Genomic DNA, 26,053 nt, shown 5'->3' with positions numbered 1-26,053 from the left:
GTTTACTGGGTTTAACTTATAAAATTACAATTTTATTTTTTAGCAAATAAATAATTGCGTGTTAATTGTATCTTCGCAGTCTTAAACACAGAAAAATGTCTAAAAACGTTCGTGTGCGCTTTGCACCAAGTCCAACAGGACCTTTACATATTGGTGGTGTTCGTACTGCCTTATTTAACTATTTATTTGCGAAAAAATTCAACGGAACTTTCGTCTTGAGAATTGAGGATACCGACCAAAATCGCTTTGTTGCCGGAGCCGAAAATTACATTACCGATGCCTTGAACTGGTGCAATATTCCTTACGATGAGGGCCCGGGAAAAGAAGGGAAATGCGGACCCTACAAACAAAGTGAACGTAAACATTTGTACAAAAAATATGCAGATGATTTAATTATAAGCGGTCATGCCTACTATGCTTTCGATAGCGCCGATGCGTTAGATGTTCATAGAAAAGACCACGAAACTAACGGAAAAACATTTATTTATAACTGGCATAATAGAGAGAAACTGAGTAACTCTTTATCACTTTCTACCGAAGACGTTAACGCCAAATTAAACGCTGGCGAGGAGTATGTTATTCGTTTTAAATCGCCACAAGACCAAACCCTAAATTTAAAGGATATTATTCGTGGAAATATAAAAATCGATACTAATATTTTAGACGATAAAGTTTTATTTAAAAGCGACGGGATGCCAACGTATCACTTAGCTAATATTGTCGATGACCATTTAATGGACATTTCGCACGTAATTAGAGGAGAAGAATGGCTACCAAGTCTAGCCTTACACAGTCAATTATATACTGCTTTTGGTTGGGAAGCTCCAGAATTTGCACATTTACCGCTCATTTTAAAACCGACAGGTAAAGGAAAATTAAGTAAGCGTGATGGCGATAAATTAGGATTTCCAGTATTTCCTTTAGAATATACTTCGCCAGAGGGCGCTGTTTCTAAAGGGTATAAAGAAGAAGGCTATTTCGCAGAAGCGGTCATCAACTTTTTAGCATTATTAGGATGGAATCCAGGTACAGAACAAGAATTATTTAACTTAGATGGTTTAGTAGAAGCGTTCGAATTAGAGCGTGTTAACAAGGCCGGAGCCCGTTTTGATCCCGATAAAATTAAATGGTTTAACCACCAGTATATGCAACAACAGGATAACGATGCTATTGCTGAAGAGTTTCAAACACAACATACAGCATTAGCTTCTATAGACGTTAATTACATTGGTTTAGTGGTTGGTTTAGTAAAAGAACGCGCCACGTTTATTTCTGATTTATGGGCGTTGAGCAGCTATTTCTTTGTTGCACCAGAAAGTTATGATGAAAAAGCCTCTAAAAAAGCCTTTAAAGATGGCACTAAAGACTTAATGCTTCAGTTGGTAGACGTTATATCCAATACTTCAGAATTTGAAGTAGAGACCCTTCAAACGGAAATAAAAGGATGGATAACTAGTAACGACATTAGTTTTGGAAAAATTATGATGCCGTTGCGTTTAGCATTAGTTGGTGCTTTGCAAGGCCCAGATGTTTTCGACATTATGTATATGATAGGAAAAAAAGAAACTTTACAACGCATAGACAAAGTGATAGCTACTTTATAAATCTACGCTTATATAGAACAAGAAAAGCGAGCCGCATTAGAGCTCGCTTTTTTTATACATTACATTCTCGCACTTAAAATAGATGATAATATAGTCGAACCACTAGAAATCCCTAGCGCTTGCTATCCTTTAAATGTCCTGTTTTATTAAGCATCTTTAAAGTATTGTAAACCCATTAATGGCTAGTGATTTCATTGCATAATATTTAAAAACCGCCACGTTTTTATTAGACCATTGTATCTCAATTTGATTTTTCACTTGAGAATGTTGTAACGAAACCTTTAGTTCGTGCTACTAATACAATAGACTGAGTGTTTTTCAGTATAAATTACGGTATTAGTGCATAATATAACTTAATTTAGTAGTTGTAATTTTAACCATTTAAAAAATTATCTATGAATCTATTACTTCCCATTGTTATTGTATTAGGAATTATTATTTTAATCTCTTCCGTCTTTACAGTAAAACAACAAACCGCAGCTATTGTAGAGCGTTTTGGTAAATTTCAGAGCATCCGGCACTCTGGACTACATTTAAAAATTCCTATTATCGATCGTATTGCTGGCCGATTGAGTTTAAAAATTCAACAACTAGATGTTATTATAGAAACCAAAACGCTAGATGATGTCTTTGTAAAACTAAAAGTTTCGGTACAATATAAAGTCGTTACAGATAAAGTATATGATGCTTTTTATAAGCTCGATTATCCGCATGAACAAATTACAAGTTATGTATTTGATGTGGTTCGTGCTGAAGTGCCAAAAATGAAATTAGATGATGTCTTTGTTAAGAAAGATGATATTGCATTGGCCGTAAAAGCAGAATTAAATGATGCGATGATGGATTATGGTTTTGATATTATTAGGACTTTAGTTACTGATATAGACCCAGATGCGCAAGTAAAAATTGCGATGAACCGTATTAATGCTGCCGATAGAGAAAAAACTGCTGCACAATATGAGGGGGACGCGCAACGTATTTTAATTGTTGAAAAAGCAAAAGCCGAAGCAGAAAGTAAACGTTTACAAGGTCAGGGTATTGCCGACCAACGACGTGAAATTGCTCGTGGTTTGGAAGAATCTGTAGATGTATTAAACCGTGTTGGTATTAACTCTCAAGAAGCTTCTGCGCTAATTGTAGTTACACAACATTACGACACGTTACAAGCTATTGGAAGTGAAACGAACAGTAATTTAATTCTACTACCAAATTCACCGCAAGCCGGTAGCACAATGCTTAACGATATGGTCGCTAGTTTTACAGCTAGTAACCAAATTGGGGAAGCTATGAAAGCGAATAAAAACAAGAAAAAGTTAGAAGAATAATAAATTTAACTACAATTACTACCAAAAAAAGGGCTGTTACTCACATAACAGCCCTTTTATAATTTTAAACGAACACGTCTTTATCTCTAATGTTCTTTTTCATATTTCTTGATCATCTCTTCTAACCCATTGCGGTAATTTTCAAGTGAAGTAACGTCCATCTCAGCATTATGCAAATCGCCTTGTGGTAATGTCGCTCGTGTTTCGTCTAAATACTTTATAATTTCTGGGTATTTATTTTCTATTTCGTTTGTTAAACGTGTTATTTCAGTAAGTATATTTTTGGCTTTAGTATCCATATTTTTATTGTTATTTTAGTAATTACACTTCAAAAGTGCTGTTAACACCTCTAAAATTAATCATTTTTTAAGCACTCTTCACAATTATACTATTAATTGTTTGCTAAAATAATTTAGTAACCACAATACCAATTTACCATTATACGTTTTAAAAGAGATACGTCGCACCATAAATTAGTACATTTCAGTCTGTAAATTTATCATCTATTACTTTCTTCCATTATATAAAAAATCCACAAGTTTTAAGGCTTATGGATTGTATTTATAAAGCGCTAGCTTCTTCAACTAGCAGTTTGTTTTTATCTTCTAACGCTTTCGCGATAAACGCATTAATGGCTTCATTTTTTACTACCCCATTAGCGAGCAACACCCCCAAACTTATCATTGTAATAATACGTGTACCCGATTTTTTAACCGAGGTATTAAACAACGGTTCTAAATCGTCGTAAGCAATATGTTTGGCCAATTCTTGAATATCTTTCTTTGCTTCTTCGCGCTTATCGTCTGGTAAACGGTCGTACTTTTTACCGTATTGTTTTATAAGCTCGATTGGTAGACGCTTTTGCTGCGGCTTCTGTTGGTTGGTTTCCGTTTTTGGCTTTTGTTTGGCCCAAGAATCCTTTAAACCTACTGTTTTATTAAACACTAATACGCCAGATTTAGACGCTTTATCCACATTAAAATACCCTAAACGTTGAAACTGGAATTGCTGACCGATTTCGGCATCTGCTAAACTAGGCTCTACAAAAGCTTCAATAATTTTAAGAGATTCCGGGTTTATAAATTCCATAAAATCTTTGTCTTGATGGCTATCTGGCGCCTCATCATTAAACAAACGATCGTATTCTCTCACTTCGGCTGTAACCGAATGTTGTATAGACACCCAATGCAACGTTCCTTTTACTTTTTTAGTCGTGTCTTCTGTGTACGTACAGTGTACTTCAGTAATCTCACCATTGGCATCTTTAACTACAGATTCCGCTTTAATAATATAGGCATTTTTAAGGCGCACTTCACCACCTAGTTTTAATCTGAAGAAATTATCGGAAGCTTCCTCTTTAAAATCTTCTTTTTCAATATATATTTCGTTAGAAAATGGTACTTTTCTAAAACCCGCACTCTCATCTTCCTGATTATTTTCGGCCTCTAACCACTCCTCTTTATCGGCATCGTAATTGGTAATCACCAATTTTAACGGATTTAAAACAGCCATAACACGCGGTGCACTTTTGTTTAAATCTTCGCGAATACAGAATTCTAAAAGAGATACATCGATACTATTCTCACGCTTCGCTACACCTACCGTTTCTACAAACTTTTTAATAGAAGTTGGTGTGTACCCACGGCGACGCAAACCAGAAATAGTAGGCATACGCGGGTCGTCCCATCCAGAAACCACGCCTTCTTCTACTAATTTTAGAAGTTTACGCTTACTCATTATGGTATAACTCAAGTTTAAACGGGCAAATTCACGTTGTTTAGGGCGTAATTTATCGGTATCGACTACTTGGTCTAAAAACCAATCATATAACTCTCTATGAGGCTTAAATTCGAGCGAACATAAGGAGTGCGATATGTGTTCTATATAATCACTTTCACCATGCGTCCAGTCGTACATAGGGTAAATACACCAATCGTTTCCGGTGCGGTGGTGGTGTTTTTTAAGAATTCGATAAATTAACGGATCGCGCATTAACATATTAGGATGCTGCATGTCTATTTTTGCACGTAAAATATGCGCACCTTCGTTAAACTCACCATTTTTCATTCTTTCGAATAACTCTAAGTTTTCTTCAACGCTTCTACTGCGATGTGGTCCATTTACACCCGGTTGCGTAGGCGTCCCTTTTTGTTCTGCCATAGCTTCGCTAGATTGCGAATCGACATACGCTTTACCATCTTTAATAAGTACTATCGCCCAATCGTACAATTGCTGAAAATAGTCTGACGAATAGCGTTCTTCCGCCCATTTATAACCCAACCAAGAGATATCCTCTTTAATCGCATCAACATATTCCTGCTCTTCTTTTGCAGGATTTGTATCGTCAAAACGCAAATTTACTGGCGCCTTATATTTTTCTCCTAAACCAAAACTAATACCAATAGCTTTGGTATGCCCAATGTGTAAATAACCATTAGGTTCTGGCGGAAAACGGAACCTTAAATCGTTGGCATCTAATCCGTCTTTTAAATCTTCTTCAATAATATGCTCAATAAAATTAAGCGGTTTTTTTTCTTCAGACATATATCTCGTTTGAAAATGAAAGCTTTAGTAAGTACTTTAAAATCATTCTTAAAGTAGTACAAAATTAAGGAAATTCGTGTTATATCTATTCATTAACTTTTTAATATATGACAGCACATAAAAAATTAAAATTCTATCGTAAAAATGAAAAGCCGTTAACCAACGCAATAGGGTAATAATTATCTCATTTCGCTACGTATGAAGCCTTAGACTATAAAATATAGATTAAACTGCTTTGATTTCACTATTTTCGCAAAAAATATATATTTTGGGAATAATTAAAGTTGAAAATATTCGTGTGTATGCCAACCACGGATGCCTTAAAGAGGAAACAAAAATTGGTAGTGATTACCGTGTCGATTTAAAAGTAAAAGCCGATTTACAAAAAAGTGCGCAAAGCGATGCTTTAGTAGATACTGTAGATTACGTGCTTTTAAACAAAATTGTCGTTGAAGAAATGGCGATATCTAGTGCCCTTTTAGAAAGCGTTGCAAAGCGTATAATAGATCGTATTTTCGCTGAAAATAAATTAGTTACCGTAGCAACTGTTGCGCTTAGTAAAATGAATCCTCCAATTGGTGGTGATGTAGAAATGGTGACTATTGAAATTTCTGAAAAAAGAAAAGCGTAAAGTAAATAGTAAAGCATAGTATTTTTTTTTACATTTGCGGTCACAAAAGGTGTCGTGGCCGAGTGGCTAGGCAGTGGTCTGCAACACCATCTACAGCGGTTCGAATCCGCTCGACACCTCAAAAAGAGTTACTTATATTCTAAGTAGCTCTTTTTTTATGCGCTTGTTTTGCTACTTCACGTAATTAAATAAACGCCTCTTTTACTTTATACTAGAAACAGATTTAGTGTTTTTTTCACACAATTGAATATTTTTTAAGGTAATCACATTAACATTCTAAAATTTAACATTTTTTATTTTTTATATGCCTCACCAGCAATTAGCGAAAGATCTTGATACATAAAATTTAAATATTTAATGTTGTTTCCTTCCCTGTTTTGACTGTTCTTTATTTTCTATTTTGAATCGAAACGTTTTGCTTAATTATTATCTGTAATCAATTTTAGAATATGAGTTCTATAGCACTTTATTTTAGACGTAAACTCAATTCCTTTTCTATTGTATTCTCTCCCGTAAAAAAGTAATAATTTACGTATTCTTATTTCGAAAATTATTCGTCGTAACTGGTAGACTTCTTAAATTTATAGAATTGATTAGTAAAGTGTAAATTTTATTTAAAGACTTTAAATAGTCACTTGTTAAACCATCGTGTGCTATTATAGAGATACTATTTGTCAGTTTGTCGTTTGTGACATTTTAAATAATTTGACCTTTAAGCATTTCAATAGACTCAATACACTACAGATTTATTAATACGGATAGTGGTGCTGCACACAAGAACTTACAGTAATTAATAATAGTAGAATAATTATTTTGTTTGTAAATGTGTTACTACTTTACTGCCACCTACCTCCTATGCTCAATGCCTTCAATGATATCTTTAGGATCGAATTGATCTTTTGGTAGAAACCCCTTTGTTATTAAAATAATACCGCAAACCAATAAGATAAGTCCTAGAAGCTTCTTAATTTTCACGATTATTTTAGGCGTTAGTTTACTTTTCAATTGTTTCGCTAATAAAATTTTAAAGACATCAGTTACAAAATAAGCCCCGACCATTGTGCCAAAAAAGGTTAAAAACCGATTAACATCGTTATCCAAGTTCGGACTAACAACAATAATAACGCCCAGCCAAAACACGAGAACGCCAATATTTATGAAGTTTAAAAAGAAGCCTTTTAAAAATAATTTAAAATAATTGGTGCGTTTTATAACAATTTCTTTCTTAGTTTCTAGTTCTTTTTTTGACTTCTTAAAGAAAATAATAAGTCCGTAAACCCCTAAAATAGTACCACCAAAAACATATAAACCGGGTTGATTACTTAAGTTCTCAAGCAACTGAAAACTAGAAAAATACGCTAAAGCAATAAATAAAATATCGGCAATAATTACACCCAAATCGAAAGCAATGGCGGCTCTAAACCCTTTTATCACACTAGTTTCTAAGAGTACAAAAAAAACAGGACCAATCATAAAGCTTAAAAAAAAGCCTAATGGAATTGCTGCCTGGATATCTTCAATCATAGTGTTTAAACGGGTTTAATACAAAGTAAAGAAATTATTAATAGAAACTTTCTTATCACAAGAAAAAAGCTTCAGTTAAATTAAAACTGAAGCCTTTTACCGCTGTACTAAAATACGATAATAAATTAATAACCGCGTTAATCTGTGTTTACATCTCCTTTTCTAACGGTAATATCGCCACCAAAGGTTGTTTTTTTATTGACTTGTAAAGGATTTCCGTAGATATAAACATCACCACCAGCTGTTACCTTAGCGTCTACAGATTCTGAGGCATTAACATCGGCTTCTCCTCCAGCACGAACGGTTACCGTTGTATTTTTGGTAGGAAACCCTTCACCTTCGTAAATGCCACCCGTATTTAAAGATACCGTTTGCGTATCTGCTTTTCCATTAGTCTTAATTCTACCACCAGAAACGGCTCTAATTGATACTTCCTTTACATCTAGACCTATTTTTAATTTAGCGCCCTCTTGAGCTCTCAATTCAATCTTATCCTGAACAATAAGCGTGTTGCCAACAATATAAGCACCCTCATTACCATCTATGCTTTTTAATTGCGTGTAATGCACGGCAACAAATGTATTGCTACCATTAAAAATTTTATCGAAAGCCATTTTAATTTTTAAGGTACCGCCGGTATTAACAATGTTTACATCTTGAATATCGTCACCAGAAATTATGACTTTATTTTCTGTCGATTTTATTAAACTAATATGAATTAAATCGTAAACTTTTACGGTTGAAAATTCTCCAACATTCAATTCTTTTGGCTCTTGTGCAAACGTTATTGTGCACATAAAAATAAGTGCTAAAGACGTTATTAATTTCATAATATATAATTTTTTGTTCTTCTTAAAGAGTTGCTAAATACAAAACTGTTACAGTTTTAAATTTATTTTAAATAATAGTAACAGCAGTTCCAGTAACCGATAGTAAAATATATCCTGTATTGGTGTCTGTTTTCATGTCTATTGTTACGCCGACTATAGCATTCGCGTTAATAGCCTGTGTTTTAACTTGTAATTTTTCGAGGGCATCTTGTTTTGCTTCGTCTATGTTATCCTCCATAGACTCTAAGAATTTTTCTACACGATACATAAACGAAGTCACCTTAGAATGCACTGTACTAGCCGAAACTAATCCTTTATATTCTATAATTTTATAACCTTCAACTGAGGCGGTGGTTGTCACTATCATTCTTTATTCCTACTTTTTTTTATGTATAATTCTTGTTTATTCGAAAGCAGTCGAAATCTAAATTGAATAATCAACTCGTTCTCGACTGCTCTTTTAAAACTTTTAAATACTACTATATTTTTTTATTCTGAGACTTTGCCTATTAATTCAAAATCTAAGTGACGTTTTTCTAAATTGGCTTGTTTTACTTTTACCACTACTTCATCACCCAGTTGATACATTATTTTTGTTTCACGGCCTATTAATGCAAACTGCTCTTGATCGAATTCGTAATAGTCTCCTTTTATATCGCGGGTTCTTACCATTCCTTCACATTTATTAGAAACAATTTCTATATAAATTCCCCAGTCGGTTGCCCCTGAAATAACCCCCACAAATTCTTCATTTTCATGATCTTGCATAAACCGAATTTGCATATATTTAATGGAATCTCTTTCAGCTTTTGTTGCCAGATATTCCATATTACTTGCGTGTTTACATTTTTCCTCAACAATTTCGGCATTCGCTGTTTTTTCGCCATCTAAATAGCGTTGTAACAAACGGTGTGCAATAACATCTGGATAACGACGAATTGGCGATGTAAAGTGACTGTAATAATCGAATGCTAAACCGTAATGACCAATATTATCTGTAGTGTATTCGGCTTTACTCATAGTACGAATCGTTAATGTATCGACCAAATTTTGTTCTTTTTTACCTTTAACGTCAGACAATAAATTATTTAAAGAAGATGCTATACTTTTACGATCTTTAAAATTTAGTTTATGTCCAAATCTAGCAACAACACCTTGCAGCGCCATCAATTTACTTTCGTCTGGTTCGTCGTGAACACGGTAAATAAAGGTTTTTTCAGGTTTTTGTTTTCCTATAAATTCTGATACCTTACGATTCGCTAAAAGCATAAATTCTTCAATTAGCTTATTCGCATCTTTACTCGTTTTAAAGAATACTCCAATAGGATTTGCTTCTTCATCTAATTCGAATTTAACTTCTAATTTATCGAAAGACAACGCTCCAGAAGCCATACGTTTACTACGCATTATTTTGGCTATATCGTCCATTTTTAAAACGGCATCGGCAATCGTTTGATCGGTATTATAAGCTTCACCGGTTAACGAAACATCAGCAGGAATTAGCGTGGTTTTACTTTCTATAATCGCTTGCGCTTCTTCGTAAGAGAATCGTGCATCACTGTACGTTACTGTTCTACCAAACCATTCATCTTTAATTTCGCCTTTGTTATTTAATGTAAAAACGGCCGAAAAAGTTAATTTCTCTTCATTAGGACGTAATGAACACGCATTATTCGATAAAATTTCTGGTAACATTGGTACCACTCGGTCTACTAAATACACAGACGTTGCCCGCTCGTAGGCTTCATCATCTAAAATGGTGCCTTCTTGCACGTAATGCGACACATCGGCAATATGAATTCCTATTTCAAATAAATTATTATCTAACACTTTAAACGACAAGGCATCATCAAAATCTTTAGCATCTCTTGGGTCGATTGTAAACGTAAGGTCGTTACGCATATCGCGACGTTCGGCGATATCTTCTGGATTGATAGACGTGTCGATAGTGTTTGCGAATTCTTCAACATCATGAGGGAACTCGTATGGCAATCCATATTCGGCTAAAATGGAATGAATTTCTGTATTATGTTCTCCAGGTCGTCCTAAAACCTTAAGCACTCTTCCGTTTGGAGAATCGGCTTTTTGTGGCCATTCTTCTAATTCTACTACCACTTTATCACCATCTTCGGCTTTATTAATTTTGTTAATAGGCACGAAAATATCGGTATACATTTTATTAGAATCGGGTACTACAAAGGCAAAATTCTTTTTCTGGTGAATTTGAATTACGCCAACATACTCCGTTCTAGCACGCTTTATCACCTTAGTGATTTCTCCCTCTAACTTACCACGTTTTCTACGTTTATACACATACAACTCCACTTCATCACCGTGTAATGCTTTATTAACATTATTTGAAGCAATATAGATATCATTTTCAAAATCTTCGCAAATAACATAACCACTACCCTTTGCAGTCGCATCGAATTTACCAGTGTGATATTCGTTATTAATTACAATTTTAAATTTGCCACGTTCTACCTCTTCAATTTCTTCTTTGGCTTTAAGCTTGGCAAGTGTTTTTATAATTTGGTTACGACTACTAGCGTCGTTAAGTTCTAATTTAGAAGCTATTTGTTTATAATTAAATGATTTGGTTCTATCATCTTTTAAAATACTTATAATTGTGTTTGTAAGGTCGGAGATCTTGTTATGTGAAGGTTTCCTTTTTTTATTTTTTGTCATTTATTTAATTCGTTAATTCTTTTTAAAGGTATTGATTAATTGTATTCTAGCAAATACTAAATTCAGAAGAAGACCTTTTGTACCATTTGTAGAAAAGATGAATTTATTCTAGCATCACTCCTTTAAGATTACTGCAAAGCTACGTTTTAATAATTAAATCAATTTTAAGTTTAAGTTAATTAAAAAAATAGGTTGTAAACATTTATTATAGATATCAGTTATTTCTTTTAAAATTTTAAAAAAAAAATGATGGTTATTATAGTGTGTTAATAGCGGTATAACTTTTAGTTTAATTAGTTTGATTTGTTATTTAATAGACATTATTAACAAGTTATTATTGTGTTAAGTTCTTTATTTCTAAAGGTTTTAAATTCGTTGTTAACAACTGTTCATAACTACAATTCCCTTGTTTGTTTTAATAAGTATTAATTTTTTTGATGTTTGTATGTGTACTTTTTTAATGGATAATTATTCTAAAAAAAGTAGCTAACTTTTTTGGTACTCTCATGTCGATTTTGGTTTGTAAAATTTTTGGTAGAAACCTAATTAAAGTTATCACAAACCATCGCAAGATATTAACAAGTAATGAATACTAAAAGCAGGAGAAGTTAACAATGGTTTATTTTTGTTAATAACCCCACTGTTACACCGTAATTTGTAACCGTATTAAAAGTTAGCCCTTTTAAACAGCACTTTTAATAATCTATATAGTAACTTTATAGGCTTAAAAAACAATAACCCTTAACATTTAATATAATGACTATTTCAATTGGAAATGACCACGCCGGTACAGACTATAAATTTGCGGTTATTAAGCATTTAGAAGCGAAAGGTTACACAGTTACTAATTATGGTACAGATGCTAACGATAGTGTCGATTATCCAGATTTTGTACATCCCGTCGCTCTAGATGTTAATAATAAGACAGTAGATTACGGTATTTTAATTTGTGGTAGTGCCAATGGGGTTGCTATTACTGCCAACAAATACCAACACGTTCGCGCTGGCATTTGCTGGATTAACGAGATTACAGCATTAACGCGTCAGCATAACGATGCTAATGTTATGTGTATTCCTGCGCGTTATACTGCTATACAACAAGTATTAACGATGGTAGATACGTTCTTAGATACTAAATTTGAAGGGGGTAGACACCAAAACAGAGTAGATAAAATACCTGCTTCTTCTTGTTAATATGAATGATTTGCACAAACAGAAGCTTCAGCCCTTAAAAGGAAACAATCTTTTAATTTCTATAGTTTTAAATATCGTAATTACTGCCGCCCAGGTTGTTGGTGGTTTGGTGTCTGGAAGTTTAAGCTTATTAAGCGATGCTTTACATAATTTTAGCGATGTTTTATCGCTAATAATAAGTTATGTCGCAACAAAATTATCACGACAAAAAGCCTCGATAAATAAAACTTTTGGGTACAAAAGAGCCGAAATAGTCGCTGCGTTTATTAATGCGTTTACCTTAATAATAGTCGCTATCTTGTTAATAATAGAAGCCATAAAACGTTTTAAGGTTCCCGAGCTTATTGGTACAGATTTAGTGATTTGGTTATCTATTTTAGGCATTTTAGCTAACGGATTAAGTGTTTTGCTTTTAAAAAAAGATGCTAAACATAATATTAATATGCGTAGTGCCTATTTTCACTTATTAACAGATATGTTAGCAAGTGTAGCGGTTTTAATTGGCGGCCTTTTAATGAAGTATTTCCAGTTGTATTGGATAGATAGCGCGCTCACTTTTTTAATTGCTTTATATCTTATTTGGGTAGGTTTTGGTTTACTAAAAACCTCTACAAAAATGTTGATGTTATTTACGCCAGACGATATTAATATAAAGGACGTTGTTAACGCTGTTAATAGCTTACCAAAAGCAAAGAAACTTCACCACATTCATATTTGGCATTTAAGTGATAGTGAATTACATTTGGAAGCGCATTTAGATTTAGAAGAAGATATTTCAACGTCGGAATTTAATGATTTATTGAGTCTGATTGAAATACTTTTATTCGACCAATTTAATATCAATCACATTACGATTCAACCAGAATATAATAAGGAAGATCCTAAAGAAATTATTGTTCAAGATTAATTATTATGATTAAAATTCAAGTACAACCTTTTAGTGCATTAACAACTACCCAGCTCTACTCTATTTTACAATTGCGAAGTGAAGTTTTTGTTGTAGAGCAAGATTGCGTCTACCAAGATATTGATGGAAAAGATGATAAGGCGCTACATATTATTGGTTATAAAGACGATAAAATTGTAGCTTACACGCGTGTTTTTGCGCCGGGCGATTATTTCGAATTAGCCAGTATTGGTCGTGTTGTAGTTGTAAAATCGGAAAGAAAACATAGCTATGGTTACGATATTATGACGGCTTCTATTACCGCTTTACACAGTCATTTCAAAACGTCTCATATTCATATTTCGGCACAATGTTACCTCAAAAAATTCTATAATACTCTAGGATTTAAAGCAACGGGAAAAGAGTATTTAGAAGATGGTATCCCGCATATGGAAATGATTTATAAGCAATAATTAGCTTTTATTTTTAGCCACATAAGTGATTAGAATCTCTACACGACGGTCGAATTTTGGAGCGCCACCCAATGGAAATTTCCGTCGTAAGCCAACGTATTTCATACGTCTTTTATCCACTCCTTTTCTAGCTAAATAGTCGTAAATATAATGTGCTCTAGCGACTGATAAATTGCGTTTCTTCGTTTTTTTATCGATAGCATCTCTACTCATTTGTGTACAGCAGACGTGTCCTTGAATGGTAAAGTAAACGGTATCGTGCTTTACTAAAATTTCAGCTATATTCTCTAAGGTTTTACGAGATTCAGTGGTGATATAACTATAATTAGTTTTAAAATAAATTTTGTCCAAACGTATTTTATCGCCTTTTTTAAGCGTTCCATTCGTTAAATCTTCAATTGTTTTTTCAAGTGTTTTTCCCGGCTTTTCTTCCGCTTCAGTAGTTTTATTTTTGCGCTCTTTTTTTTCTGGTAGTTTAGGAGATACTATAATTTCTACTTTTCGGTTTAAACCTCTAATTTTGTTAATTTCATTCTCATTTAGCACCTTTAAAAGTATAATCCCCTTGCCATCAACATTTGTTATTAAATCGGGGTTTATGCCATAGCCAGCAAACATTTCTTTAATAGCATCGGCGCGATTCTGAGAGAGATCTAAATTGTAAGCGCGCGTACCTCTATCGTCTGTAAAACCGTAAATAGAAACTTTGCCAATGTCTACCGAATCTAATTCTGATATAAATAGTAAGAGTCTATTTTCTTCGGTTAAAGGCACATTGTATTTATCGGTATCGAAGTAGACATCGTGTGTAATTTCATTTTGAGAATACACGCTAATCGTTACTAAAAATAGTATAAATAAGACCTTATTCATAATTCGTTTTTACCGTTATACGTATTTTTTATTTTAAATAGTTATTGTATTTAGAAGTGTTATTTAAAATTTCAGTAGCTTTTTTAATTTGGTCATTATGCACTTTATAGTACTCGTATAAACCTTCTCTATATACATAACGCTTAACGATTTCGTCTGTTAATAAGTTTAATAATTGTGGTTTATTTTCGTCTAAAGCATCTTGTTTATATTGGTTTAAATTGGCAATAAGTGTGTTGTAATCTTTCTTAATATTATCTGTTAGATTTTCTGTTTTTGAAATCTCAAAGGCTTTTGCAAACGATTTTTCAGTTTCAGTTTCAAAAGAGAAATTAGTATCTTTTAGGTAGTTTTTAAAGTTTTTGAAGTCGGCATCCGTCAATTTAAAATCTGATATCTCTTTGACAGGATGGCTGTAGTAATATAAGGTCGCAAAATCGAAAATACTCTGTGTATTTAAAATAGCATTAGTAATAGCAGAATTTTTAGAATGTTCTAAAATTTCATCAGGAAATACACCACCACCATCGTACACTTTTCTACCATTTTTAGTTTTAAAAGCATTATAATCTTTTTGTTTAACACGTACAGCGTTACCATTATCGTCTTTATTCCAGTAATCTAAAGCCTGTATACAACGTCCGGACGGCGTGTAATAGCGAGAAATAGTAAGTTTAATCTGTGTGCCGTAAGTAAGTTTTTTTGGACGTTGTACTAAGCCTTTTCCAAAACTTCTAGACCCTACAATAACTGCGCGATCTAAATCTTGAAGCGTTCCTGCAACAATCTCACTCGCCGAGGCACTTTTACCGTTAATTAAAACAACTAAAGGGATTTCGGTGTCTATAGGTTCGCTTTTGGTATAGTACGTTCGGTTATATTTTTTAACTTTAGATTTTGTACTCACTACGAGCTGCTCTTTGGGCACAAACAAGTTAACGACCGAAACAGCTTCTCGCAGTAAACCACCAGGATTACTGCGTAAATCTAGAATAATAGTTTCCGCCCCTTGCGCTTTTAAATCCTTTAGTGCATAGCTGGTTTGTGAGGCCGCTTTAGTATTAAACTTTTTTAAGACGATATAGCCTGTTTTCTCATCGATCATAGAAAAATGCGGTACGGCATCAATCTCAATCTCAGAGCGTTTTATAGCCGTTGTTTTGCTTTTTCCTTGGCGTACATAGGTAATTTGTAAACTCGAATTAGGAGCGCCTTTAAGAAGGTTTGATGCGTCGTCGTCGTAATCTTTAACAGCAACCCCTTCTACAATAGTAATTTCGTCTCCAGCTTTTAAGCCTGCAAGATCTGCTGGGTAGCCTTTATACGGTTCAATGACCAATAATTTATCTTTAAATGTTTTTATACTCGCGCCAACACCCGTGTAATCGCCAGTTTGTTTTATCCGCGCCGCTTCAACATCTTGTTCGTTATAAAATATGGTATACGGATCGAGTTCTGTTAGCATACTTTTAATGGCATTATCCATTAAATCGGCCGGATTGGTTTTATCTACATAATTCATATTCAGTTCTTTAAAAAGCGTCGTAAATATTTCTATTTGTTTTGCGATTTCAAAGAAATCTCCTTGATACGTTTTAAAGGCAGTTGTTCCTAAAAATAAGCCAAGCGCAACGATTGGGATAATAATTTTTCGTTTTAAATGTGTTTTCATTTTTTACTTTTTTTATGTAACCATCGTTTAAAAAAGAAGCTAGAAATACCAATAACTATTATAAAAGGCCAGAGTTTTAATACACCTAACATAAATAAAGATAAGCTATTAAAACCAGATTTTATGGCCAGCCACATTTTAGAACCATACGATTCGGTCACCTTACTTTCTACGATGGTTTTGTAAAATACAATGCGAATTGTGCTTAAGGATACTTTGTGACTTAAATATTTTAAACGACCTTGAGTCGCTTCAATGTCTTCTCTAATGTTTGATAATTCTTTTTCAATTTCAAGCATTTCGATCACTGTATTTGCTTTTGAAAGCAATTCTAAATAACGAACTTCTAATGCTTTTTTAGCTTTTAAACGCGCTTCAATATCTATAAATTCTTCGGTGACATCTTTTGAAGACATACGTTTTGTATCGAAATAGTTTACCGATTGGCTTATAGAGTTTATTGTGGTCTGAAAATGTGTATTGGGCACTCTAATAATAAGGCTACGCGTAATTCTATTGTAATTCTTTGAAGCGGTATCATCTTGAATGTAGCCTTTATTTTCTGTTATAAAACGCGTGATTTGTGCGTAAGTTTGGTCTAAATCTTTAGTTTCGAATTCTAAATAAGATTCTTTAATTAATTTTTGATCTGTGTTATAATCAGTGTCTTTCGTCGTATTATTTTGGAATGTACGGAACTCAGATTCTTCAGCTATTTCTTGAATTTCATAACTCTCGTTGTAAGATTCTGTGTCGCTTATAGATTTATTTTGCGAACAGGCTAAGGGTAGAACAAGGACAAATAAATAAATAAGCATTTTCATAATACAGAAGTTATTGCGTTAAAAACTTAGTAAATAGTGCTTTCATTTTAGTCTCTAGAAACCTAAAATCGGGCATATCTTTACTAGTATATAAAATCATAAACGAATAGTTCTCGACGTTGTTGTTAAGCAGCATATTTTTATTGAGACGGTAGGCCTCTCGCAGTAAACGTTTTATTCGAATACGATCTACGGCGCGTTTAATATTTCGTTTACTAACAGAAACACCAGCTTTTAAGTTCGTATCTGTTTTTAAATACACCAATCGCAAAGGGTATGCCGAAACCGATTTACCTTCTGTAAATAATTGCTCTATAGCTTTTTGGCTCTTTAATTTTTCGGCCTTATTGTACGTGTATCTTTCTTTTTCCATGGGAGACCAAAGGTAATAATGCTGAGCTAATAAAAAAACCCCATCGTACAGATGAGGTTTTTTAATTTAAATAGGTTATTACGTCTTATTTTGTATTATTACTTCTGTTAACATCGGCCATTAATCCTTTAGGATCTATAACGACAGCTTTTACTGCTTTTTTAGTGGTAAACGTATAGTTTGGGTGTGCCCAAGACCAGTCGTTAATAATAGTTGCAGTCGTTGGTTTTTCACCTCTCATCATTTGTAAGGGGATATAAAAGGCTTCTGTGGTGCCATCAGTATACGTTACATTAAGGTCTAAAGGCATCGGCATTAACCCAATACGCTCTAAGCTTACGGTATTGTTGTTAATGGTTTTAACGCCATAGTCTATAGAATTTGTTGTTTTGGTCCAATCGGTTAAATACCATCCTAAATGTAAACCAGAAACTTTTTCGGCAACACGAATAAAATCGTTTGGAGTGGGGTGTTTAAAAGCCCAATCTATATAATACTGTTTTAACGTGGTTTTTAAGTGTTCTTCACCAATAACATATCCTAATTGCGATAAGAATACGGCCCCTTTATTATAAGCAGCTATACCGTAAGCAAGGTTGGTCTCAAAACGATCTGAATGTGTTGATTGTGGTTTTTCTTTCCCAGATTTTGCTAAGTAATTATACCCTTGGTATGCGCTTTCTATGGGGTTTTCGCGAGGTGTATTATTTATCGCGTCTACAGCAAATTCACTAATATAGCTTGTAAAACCTTCGTCCATCCACTCGTGTTTACTTTCGTTGGTTGCTAATAAAAACTGAAACCAAGTATGTGCCAATTCGTGTGCTGTTACGCCTACTAAGCTACCAAATTTGCGCTCTCCTGTAATTAAAGTCGACATAGCGTACTCCATACCACCATCGCCTCCTTGTATTACAGAATATTGCTTATAAGGATACTTACCTATAGTTTCGCTGTAATAAGTCATTAAACTAGCTGTTTTTGGCTGAAGTTTTTTCCAGTTCTCTTTAATCTCTGGGTTGTTTTTATATAAGAAGTGTAATAATGGACCGTTCTCTACTTGTAGGGTATCGTGACTATATTCAGGATCGGCAGCCCACGTGAAATCGTGTACATTTGGTGCCACAAAATGCCACGTTAATTTATCTGTATTTGGTCTGTTCACCGTACCATTTTCGTAACCATAACCAATTTGATTTGGATTTTGAAGGTATCCTGTTCCACCAACAATGTAGTTTCTATCGATTGTTAATTTAAGATCGAAATCTCCCCATACCCCGTGAAACTCTCTTCCAATGTAAGGATCTGCGTGCCACCCTTCAAAATCGTATTCTGCTAATTTAGGATACCATTGTGTCATAGATAGCGCGACACCTTCTGCACTATTACGGCCAGAACGGCGTATTTGTACCGGTACTTGCGCATTAAAAACCATATCTAATGTAGTGCTGTCTCCCGGTTGAATAGGTTGCGCTAAAGTAACCTCAAGGACAGTTCCAGCGACGTCATACTGTATTGCTTTTCCGTCTTGTTTTAGGTCGGTAACTTTAATAAAACCAATTTCGTTAGGTTTTAATTTACTAATTCTACTTTCGTAAATAGGGTTGTCTTTCGTTCCTAAGTTATTGGTCATTCTACCATCTGGATCGTCAATACTTTGTAAACGTGCATCCATATCACTACCCGGTTGAAAGGCGTTAAAAAACAAATGATAGTACACTTTTTTTAACACTTCTGGAGAATTGTTAGTGTACACTAAGTTTTGTTTTCCTTTGTATTGATAGTTGTTAACATCCATATCAATTTCCATTTTATAATCGACGTGTTGTTGCCAATACGTTGATGTTGCAGGTTGAGATGGTAGAGGTGAAACGTTTGCTGAAGCGCTAACCTCTTGTGACGATTTACAAGACATTAAAGCTAATGACAAAGCGATACCGAATAAAAAATAGTTTTTCATTGTGTAAAGTTTAGGTATAAAAAAGCCTCAATATAATGATATTGAGGCTCTTTATATAGAATTAATAATTATTTAGATAATTGTGATGCCATGATTAAAGCATTATAAGTATTTACCATTTTCTTAGATTTTGACACTTCAGAAAAAGGTCTGATATCTTTTGCATCTCCACCAACAATTACTTTTGAAGGCACAGCTAAACCAGAATCCATAATGATTTGTTTTACCTGAGCAGCAGTTAATTTTGGATATTGAGACCACACTAATGCAGCAACACCAGCAACAGCAGGAGCAGCCATAGACGTTCCTCCTTTAGTATCGTATTCATTTTCTGGAGTTGTAGAGTAAATTTTTGCGCCTGGAGCAAAAACATCTACATTTTGTTTACCGTAGTTAGAGAAACCAGCAAGAATGTTAGTTCCATATTCTGGAGCTAAAGCACCTACTCTAATGTATGTATTACTAATTTCTACGAAATCTACATTATCGTCTGGGAAGTTAGGTTCTGTATCTACATCTTTACCATCGTTACCAGCAGCGTGAACAAAAATCACGTCGTTATCGCTAGCATATTTAATAGCATCTCTTACCCATTGTGCATGCGGAGAGAAACTTTTACCAAAACTACCGTTAATAACTTTTGCACCGTTATCTACGGCGTAACGAATAGCTTTAGCAATATCTTTATCGTACTCATCTCCATTAGGAACCGCACGAACACTCATAAGTTCTACATTGTTAGCAACACCATTGGCTCCTAAACCGTTGTTGCGTTCTGCAGCAATAATACCTGCAACGTGCGTACCGTGGCTTTCAGATTTTTTAACTGGTATAACGTTTCCGTTTCCATAACCTGGCTTGTCGTTAAAATCGTTAGGATTATCTCCTGTTACTCTTCCGTTGAAGTCTTTATTAAGGTTAAAGTTTACTTGGTCTGTAAAGTATTCTACACCTCCTTTAATTTGTTTTTTACTCTCTGCTAAAGATGTCATTCCATTAGCATAGAAAAACTTTGCCGATTTTACTGCTTCAGCTAATTCGGTATTATCCGTTTCGATTGCATTTACTTGTTCCGGTGTGTACTCTTCAGAGTTAAAGTGTTTTGTTAATGCGTCATGTGCTTCAGACACTTTTTGGTAAATTTGGTCGTAACGCTCTTTTCCACTTAAAGCAGATTTATAATCTTCTTCATATTTAGCTAAAGCTTCTTGGTATCTTGGTGCGCTAGTGTTACCACTTCCCACTAAACGAATATATTCTAATTGCTCATCGTAACCATCACCTAAGAAGTTCCATCCGTGGATATCATCGACATAACCATTCTTATCATCATCGATTCCGTTTCCTGGAATTTCTTTTTTATTAGTCCATAGTACACCGTTTAAATCTTCGTGGTTAATATCGATACCAGAATCGATAACAGCAACGATTATAGTTTTTCCTTTTTTACCCTTAATTATTTCAGAATAGGCCTTATCAACACTCATTCCAGGAATAGTATCGGTAACTAAATCTAAGTGACCCCAATTTTGTTTTTCAGCAAGTGTAAGTTCTGTTTCTTTTATTGGTGTATTATCTATGTTTGCGATAGGTGTTGATAAAATCGCAGACCCACCACAACTTGATAATAATACTGCGGCAAATGCAGATAAAATAAGTGTTTTGTTAATCAATTTCATAAGAGTATTCGTTTTGTTTTAAGTTAATTTAATAGTGAATCGCAAGTAAAGGTTTCGTTTAACCGTACTCCTTTTTCGGTATGTTTTACTGTAATAATTTCGTTATGTGCATCGTGCTCCAAAAATAAGTAATAATTATTATCTGCTGCCAGATTCAAGAATTTTTCTTTTTCATCTAACGTAAGCAAAGGTCTTGTATCGTAACCCATTACAAAAGGGAGAGGTAGGTGGCCTACAGTAGGTAACAAATCGGCCATAAAACAGATTTTTTTCCCTTTGTAGTTTATAATAGGAATCATTTGCTTATCAGTGTGTCCATTGGCAAAAAAGATATCGAAACCTAAGTCTGATTGTTCTAAGAAATCCGTTTCTGGAAGTGCTGTAAATTTAAGTTGACCACTGTCTTGCATTGGTAAAATATTTTCCTTTAAAAAAGAAGCCACTTCTCGCCTATTGGGTTTTGTTGCCCAGTCCCAATGTTCATTATTACTCCAAAAGTGAGCATTTTTAAAAGCAGGTTCTAAAAGCGTTCTGTCGGCATTCCATTTTACACAGCCACCACAATGGTCGAAGTGTAAATGCGTCATAAAAACATCCGTAATATCATCGCGATGGAAACCATATTTGGCTAAAGATTTATCGATACTATCATCTCCCCAAAGGTTATAATGGCTAAAAAACTTATCGCTTTGCTTGTTACCCATTCCTGTATCAATGAGAATTAAGCGTTTGCCATCTTCAATTAATAAACAGCGTGCGGCAATATCTATCATATTATTAGCATCTGCCGGATTAGTTCTTGACCACAGTGATTTTGGTACAACGCCAAACATTGCGCCACCATCTAACTTAAATTTTCCTGCTTGTATTGGATATAATTTCATATAACATGCAAAATAACAAATATGTCTTACATGCTAACAGACGTTAAGATTTTATTAAGAAACTTGTTTAATTGCCCTGCGAAGGGATATACCGTTGTACAAAACGCCTGTATTTTTATTTATAATAACAGATAAAAATAAGTGTATAAAGCAACTATTTAAACGTTTAGACAGGGTTTATGGCTTCTGTATTGCATGTATTTACCAAAAAATTAATGCTACCTTAAAAATTAAATTATTAATTTCACCCCAAAATATTAAAGATGGTAGAATTAGGAGGGATAATTATTTTAGGAATATTGGCACAATGGGTGGCATGGAAATTTAAAATACCAGCAATTTTACCTTTAATCCTTATAGGATTATTAGTGGGGCCAATAGCTGCAGAATTTTTATCTTCTGATGGCACAAAGTGGATAGAACCTATTTGGACAGGTGACAAAGGGCTTTTCCCGGGAGAGAGTTTATTCTATTTTGTTTCGTTAGCCATTAGTATTATTCTTTTTGAAGGAGGATTAACCCTAAGAATGGGAGAAATTAAAAACGTAGGCCCCGTGATTACCAAACTTATTTCTATTGGATCGTTGGTTACCTTTTTTGGTGCTGCGGTTTCGGCTTTCTTCATCTTTAATTTATCGTGGGAGATTTCCTTTTTATTCGCCGGACTTATTATTGTAACGGGCCCAACGGTAATTACTCCTATTTTAAGGAATATACCTTTAAAGAAAGACGTTTCGGCGGTGTTAAAATGGGAAGGTATTTTAATTGACCCCATTGGAGCCTTAGTAGCCGTATTGGTATTTGAATTTATTTCAGTCGATGGTGGTGGTGAATTTACCAAAACCGCTTTCGTGGAGTTTGGTAAAATCGTTCTTTTTGGTTCTACTTTTGGTTACACCTTTGCTCATGCACTTAATTTTATTATAAATAGACAATGGGTGCCACATTATTTATTAAATGTGTTCGCTTTAGCTTCCGTTTTAGCTGTTTTTATTTTATCGGATGTTTTTGCACACGAATCGGGGCTGTTAGCCGTAGTTATTATGGGAATGGTGCTAGGTAATTCGAAATCTCCCTACTTAAAAGAACTGTTATACTTTAAAGAATCGCTAAGTGTTTTATTAATTTCAATCTTATTTATTCTATTGGCTGCCAATATAAATATGGAAGACTTATACCTTATTTACAGATGGGAAACCTTAGCATTATTTAGCATTATAGTTTTTGTTATTAGACCAGTAGGTGTGTTTTTAAGTACCTATGGCTCATCGTTAAAACTTAACGAAAAACTTTTTATAAGTTGGGTTGGGCCACGTGGTATTGTTGCGGCAGGAATTGCCTCTTTATTTGGTTTAAAATTAGCAAAAGATGGTGTGGCTTATGCCGAATATATTACGCCATTAGTCTTTGTAATTGTATTAGGAACCGTACTCTTAAACGCGACAACAGCGCGACTATTTGCTAAAATGGTTGGTGTGTTTTTAAATGATTCTCGTGGTATTTTAATTATAGGTGCTTCAAAAGTGTCGCGATTATTAGGGCATTATTTAGAAACTAACGGAAGGCACGTTGTGTTAATTGATAGTAATCCGTCAAATATTGCAAAAGCTAAGGAATTAGGTTTAGAAGCCATTACCACTAATATCTACTCTGATAATTTGGGTGACAATATTGAATTAAATGATATTGGTTATATAATGGCCTTAACAGGAAGTGCTGAAATTAATAAATATGCCATTAGTAAATTCTCTAGACAGTTTGGAGAAAACGGTGCGTTTAGATTATTAACCATCGATGAGCTGAAAGACGACGGCAATAACCCCAAAGAAGGTTTGTTTTCTCATTCGGACGATTATAACACCTTAACAAACGTAACCCGTAAATACCCAAGTATTCAAGAGATTGAATTGAAAGATCAGGCACATTACGAAAGCTTAATTGAGATTACCAATACAAATAAAGATATTATTCCTTTGTTTATAAAAGACGGCAAAGGCGAATTGCAGATTATCTGTTCAGACAATAAAAAGATGGCAATTGAAAGCCCAGATTGGTATTTAGTATACCTAGGGAAACCTTTTGATGTCGAAAATACAGAGACAGTGCAATAAAATGAAGTCATAAAAAAAGGCTCTATTTTTACAAATAGAGCCTTTTTTTTATAACTAAACCAGGTATTAATTAATCATTTAATTTTAGTACCGCCATAAATGCTTCCTGAGGGATTTCTACGTTACCCACTTGGCGCATACGTTTCTTTCCTTTTTTCTGCTTTTCTAATAACTTACGTTTACGAGAAATATCTCCACCATAACATTTTGCCGTTACATCTTTCCGTAGGGCTTTAATAGTTTCTCGAGAGATAATTTTAGCACCAATAGCAGCCTGAATAGGAATATCAAACTGTTGTCTCGGAATTAATTCTTTTAGCTTTTCACACATTTTCTTACCAATATGCTGTGCATTATCGGCGTGAATTAGTGCTGAAAGTGCATCTACAGATTGTGCGTTTAGTAAGATATCTACACGAACTAATTTAGAAATACGCATACCAATTGGAGAATAATCGAAAGAGGCATACCCTTTAGACACTGTTTTTAAACGGTCGTAAAAATCAAATACAATTTCGGCAAGTGGCATATCGAACGATAATTCGACACGCTCGGTAGTTAAATACGTTTGATGAGTAATAACACCACGTTTTTCAATACATAACGACATTACGTTACCAACAAAGTCGGCTTTAGTAATAATGGATGCTTTAATATACGGTTCTTCAACACGATCTAATCCAGAAGGATCTGGTAAATCTGTGGGGTTGTTTACTATAATTGCAATGTCTGGATCTTTTCTAGTAAAGGCGTTGTAACTTACGTTAGGTACGGTTGTAATTACCGTCATATTAAACTCACGCTCTAAACGTTCTTGGATAATTTCCATATGCAACATTCCTAAGAATCCACAACGGAAACCAAAGCCTAAGGCGGCAGAACTTTCAGGAGTAAATACTAACGAGGCATCGTTAAGTTGTAGTTTCTCCATCGAGTTTCTTAACTCTTCATAATCTTCAGTATCTACAGGGAAAATACCAGCAAATACCATCGGTTTAACGTCTTCAAATCCTGCAATAGGATTTGTCGTTGGTGTTTTTGCATCGGTAATTGTATCACCAACTTTAACCTCTTTAGCGTCTTTAATTCCAGTAATAACATACCCTACATCGCCTGCTTTAATTTCTTTTCGAGGAAATTGTTTTAATTTTAGCGTGCCTACTTCATCTGCAAAATAATTTTTACCAGTAGCAATAAACTTAATGTTTTGACCCTTTTTAATGGATCCGTTAATCACTCTAAAATACGTTTCTACCCCTCTAAAAGGATTATACACAGAGTCGAAAATTAATGCCTGTAAAGGTTCGTCTGGATTTCCTTTTGGTGCTGGAATACGCGCGATAACTGCTTTTAAGATCGCCGCGATACCTAAGCCTGTTTTGGCACTCGCAGGAATGACATCGGAAGGGTCGCAACCTAATAAATCCACGATATCGTCTGTAACCTCTTCTGGATTGGCACTAGGTAAATCTATTTTATTTAAAACGGGAATTATTTCTAAATCGTTTTCTAAAGCTAAGTATAAATTCGAAATCGTTTGTGCTTGTATACTTTGGGCCGCATCGACAATTAATAAAGCCCCTTCGCAGGCCGCAATAGATCGCGATACTTCGTAAGAGAAATCAACATGGCCAGGTGTGTCAATAAGGTTTAAAATGTAATCTTCACCTTCATACGTGTATTCCATTTGTATCGCGTGCGATTTAATAGTAATACCACGTTCTCGCTCTAGATCCATACTATCTAAAAGCTGATCTTGTTTTTCACGATCGGTAACCGTTCCAGTAAAATCAAGTAATCGATCGGCAAGGGTACTTTTACCGTGATCAATATGAGCTATAATACAAAAATTTCTAATGTTCTTCATAATCTAAAATGTTCACTTTAACAGCGATTGTTGCAAATATAAAGTATTTATTGTGCTTTTCTTTACTTTCTTTATTCTATTGCATACTACTAATAATTACCGCGTTTCGGG

At 34.3% G+C, this 26,053-nt stretch carries 21 protein-coding genes and 1 tRNA gene; 8 read left to right on the top strand and 14 right to left on the bottom strand.

The window, feature by feature from the left end; all coding sequences use genetic code 11:
* Positions 1-95 precede the first annotated feature (95 nt).
* Positions 96-1,604: a glutamate--tRNA ligase gene (gene gltX, locus ES676_RS08270; RefSeq protein WP_148369852.1), complete on the top strand. Its 1,509-nt coding sequence runs from the start codon at positions 96-98 to the stop codon at positions 1,602-1,604.
* A 395-nt stretch (positions 1,605-1,999) separates the two neighbouring features.
* The gene (locus tag ES676_RS08265; protein WP_148369851.1) at positions 2,000-2,929 is read left to right on the top strand and encodes an SPFH domain-containing protein; all 930 of its coding nucleotides are present in this window, start codon (positions 2,000-2,002) and stop codon (positions 2,927-2,929) included.
* 86 nt (positions 2,930-3,015) lie between these two features.
* Here the strand turns inward: ES676_RS08265 and ES676_RS08260 are convergent, their stop codons facing one another.
* Both ES676_RS08260 and ES676_RS08255 read right to left on the bottom strand, forming a co-directional pair.
* The gene (locus ES676_RS08260) at positions 3,016-3,228 is read right to left on the bottom strand and encodes a hypothetical protein (protein WP_148369850.1); all 213 of its coding nucleotides are present in this window, start codon (positions 3,226-3,228) and stop codon (positions 3,016-3,018) included.
* Positions 3,229-3,490: 262 nt separating this feature from the next.
* Positions 3,491-5,473: a glutamine--tRNA ligase/YqeY domain fusion protein gene (locus tag ES676_RS08255; protein ID WP_148369849.1), complete on the bottom strand. Its 1,983-nt coding sequence runs from the start codon at positions 5,471-5,473 to the stop codon at positions 3,491-3,493.
* A 268-nt stretch (positions 5,474-5,741) separates the two neighbouring features.
* Here ES676_RS08255 and folB point away from each other — a divergent pair, with 268 nt between their 5' ends.
* Complete coding sequence (gene folB, locus ES676_RS08250; RefSeq protein ID WP_148369848.1) at positions 5,742-6,104, top strand: dihydroneopterin aldolase; 363 nt, start codon at positions 5,742-5,744, stop codon at positions 6,102-6,104.
* Positions 6,105-6,152: 48 nt separating this feature from the next.
* Positions 6,153-6,223: transfer RNA gene (locus ES676_RS08245), tRNA-Cys, on the top strand.
* A gap of 727 nt (positions 6,224-6,950) precedes the next feature.
* Here ES676_RS08245 and ES676_RS08240 read toward each other — a convergent pair.
* The 4 genes from ES676_RS08240 to rnr all read right to left on the bottom strand — a co-directional run bounded on the left by ES676_RS08240 (position 6,951) and on the right by rnr (position 11,146).
* On the bottom strand, positions 6,951-7,628 hold the full coding sequence (locus ES676_RS08240) for a LysE family translocator (protein ID WP_148369847.1): 678 nt from the start codon (positions 7,626-7,628) through the stop codon (positions 6,951-6,953).
* Positions 7,629-7,765: 137 nt separating this feature from the next.
* A complete protein-coding gene (locus tag ES676_RS08235; protein WP_148369846.1) occupies positions 7,766-8,458 on the bottom strand; it encodes a head GIN domain-containing protein in 693 nt (230 codons plus the stop codon).
* A gap of 67 nt (positions 8,459-8,525) precedes the next feature.
* Positions 8,526-8,825, bottom strand: coding sequence for a YbjQ family protein (locus ES676_RS08230; RefSeq protein WP_148369845.1), 300 nt, complete (start codon positions 8,823-8,825; stop codon positions 8,526-8,528).
* Between the two features lie 122 nt (positions 8,826-8,947).
* The gene (rnr, locus tag ES676_RS08225) at positions 8,948-11,146 is read right to left on the bottom strand and encodes a ribonuclease R (protein WP_148369844.1); all 2,199 of its coding nucleotides are present in this window, start codon (positions 11,144-11,146) and stop codon (positions 8,948-8,950) included.
* 756 nt (positions 11,147-11,902) lie between these two features.
* On the opposite strand from rnr, the gene rpiB reads away from it, so the two are divergent.
* The 3 genes from rpiB to ES676_RS08210 are packed head-to-tail and all read left to right on the top strand — an operon-like array spanning position 11,903 to position 13,699.
* Positions 11,903-12,340: a ribose 5-phosphate isomerase B gene (gene rpiB / locus ES676_RS08220; protein WP_148369843.1), complete on the top strand. Its 438-nt coding sequence runs from the start codon at positions 11,903-11,905 to the stop codon at positions 12,338-12,340.
* Position 12,341: 1 nt separating this feature from the next.
* Positions 12,342-13,247 (top strand): cation diffusion facilitator family transporter, encoded by a 906-nt coding sequence (locus ES676_RS08215; RefSeq protein WP_148369842.1) that lies wholly within the window; start codon positions 12,342-12,344, stop codon positions 13,245-13,247.
* Positions 13,248-13,252: 5 nt separating this feature from the next.
* Positions 13,253-13,699, top strand: coding sequence for a GNAT family N-acetyltransferase (locus tag ES676_RS08210; RefSeq protein ID WP_148369841.1), 447 nt, complete (start codon positions 13,253-13,255; stop codon positions 13,697-13,699).
* Here ES676_RS08210 and ES676_RS08205 read toward each other — a convergent pair whose 3' ends face one another.
* The 7 genes from ES676_RS08205 to ES676_RS08175 all read right to left on the bottom strand — a co-directional run bounded on the left by ES676_RS08205 (position 13,700) and on the right by ES676_RS08175 (position 21,964).
* Positions 13,700-14,572: an OmpA family protein gene (locus tag ES676_RS08205; RefSeq protein WP_148369840.1), complete on the bottom strand. Its 873-nt coding sequence runs from the start codon at positions 14,570-14,572 to the stop codon at positions 13,700-13,702. It abuts the gene before it with no gap.
* Positions 14,573-14,600: 28 nt separating this feature from the next.
* Positions 14,601-16,244, bottom strand: coding sequence for a S41 family peptidase (locus ES676_RS08200; RefSeq protein WP_148369839.1), 1,644 nt, complete (start codon positions 16,242-16,244; stop codon positions 14,601-14,603).
* On the bottom strand, positions 16,241-17,068 hold the full coding sequence (locus tag ES676_RS08195) for a DUF4349 domain-containing protein (RefSeq protein ID WP_148369838.1): 828 nt from the start codon (positions 17,066-17,068) through the stop codon (positions 16,241-16,243). The genes ES676_RS08200 and ES676_RS08195 overlap by 4 nt, the downstream gene beginning before the upstream one ends.
* A gap of 10 nt (positions 17,069-17,078) precedes the next feature.
* Positions 17,079-17,441 carry a ribonuclease P protein component gene (gene rnpA, locus ES676_RS08190; protein WP_148369837.1) on the bottom strand — a complete coding sequence of 121 codons (363 nt, stop codon included), beginning with the start codon at positions 17,439-17,441 and terminating at the stop codon, positions 17,079-17,081.
* An 85-nt stretch (positions 17,442-17,526) separates the two neighbouring features.
* On the bottom strand, positions 17,527-19,401 hold the full coding sequence (locus ES676_RS08185; protein ID WP_148369836.1) for a M1 family metallopeptidase: 1,875 nt from the start codon (positions 19,399-19,401) through the stop codon (positions 17,527-17,529).
* 68 nt (positions 19,402-19,469) lie between these two features.
* Positions 19,470-21,080, bottom strand: a complete 1,611-nt coding sequence (locus tag ES676_RS08180) for a S8 family peptidase (protein WP_148369835.1) — start codon at positions 21,078-21,080, stop codon at positions 19,470-19,472.
* Between the two features lie 23 nt (positions 21,081-21,103).
* On the bottom strand, positions 21,104-21,964 hold the full coding sequence (locus ES676_RS08175; protein WP_148369834.1) for an MBL fold metallo-hydrolase: 861 nt from the start codon (positions 21,962-21,964) through the stop codon (positions 21,104-21,106).
* 263 nt (positions 21,965-22,227) lie between these two features.
* On the opposite strand from ES676_RS08175, the gene ES676_RS08170 reads away from it, so the two are divergent.
* Positions 22,228-24,075: a cation:proton antiporter gene (locus tag ES676_RS08170; RefSeq protein WP_148369833.1), complete on the top strand. Its 1,848-nt coding sequence runs from the start codon at positions 22,228-22,230 to the stop codon at positions 24,073-24,075.
* 70 nt (positions 24,076-24,145) lie between these two features.
* Here the strand turns inward: ES676_RS08170 and lepA are convergent, their stop codons facing one another.
* Positions 24,146-25,942, bottom strand: coding sequence for a translation elongation factor 4 (gene lepA / locus ES676_RS08165; protein WP_148369832.1), 1,797 nt, complete (start codon positions 25,940-25,942; stop codon positions 24,146-24,148).
* Positions 25,943-26,053 lie beyond the last annotated feature (111 nt).

It is taken from the genome of Bizionia saleffrena (genome assembly GCF_008086175.1).
GTDB classification, from domain to species: domain Bacteria; phylum Bacteroidota; class Bacteroidia; order Flavobacteriales; family Flavobacteriaceae; genus Bizionia; species Bizionia saleffrena.
The sequence above is the reverse complement of the archived record's forward strand: the minus strand, read 5'-3'. Positions and strand labels throughout refer to the sequence as shown.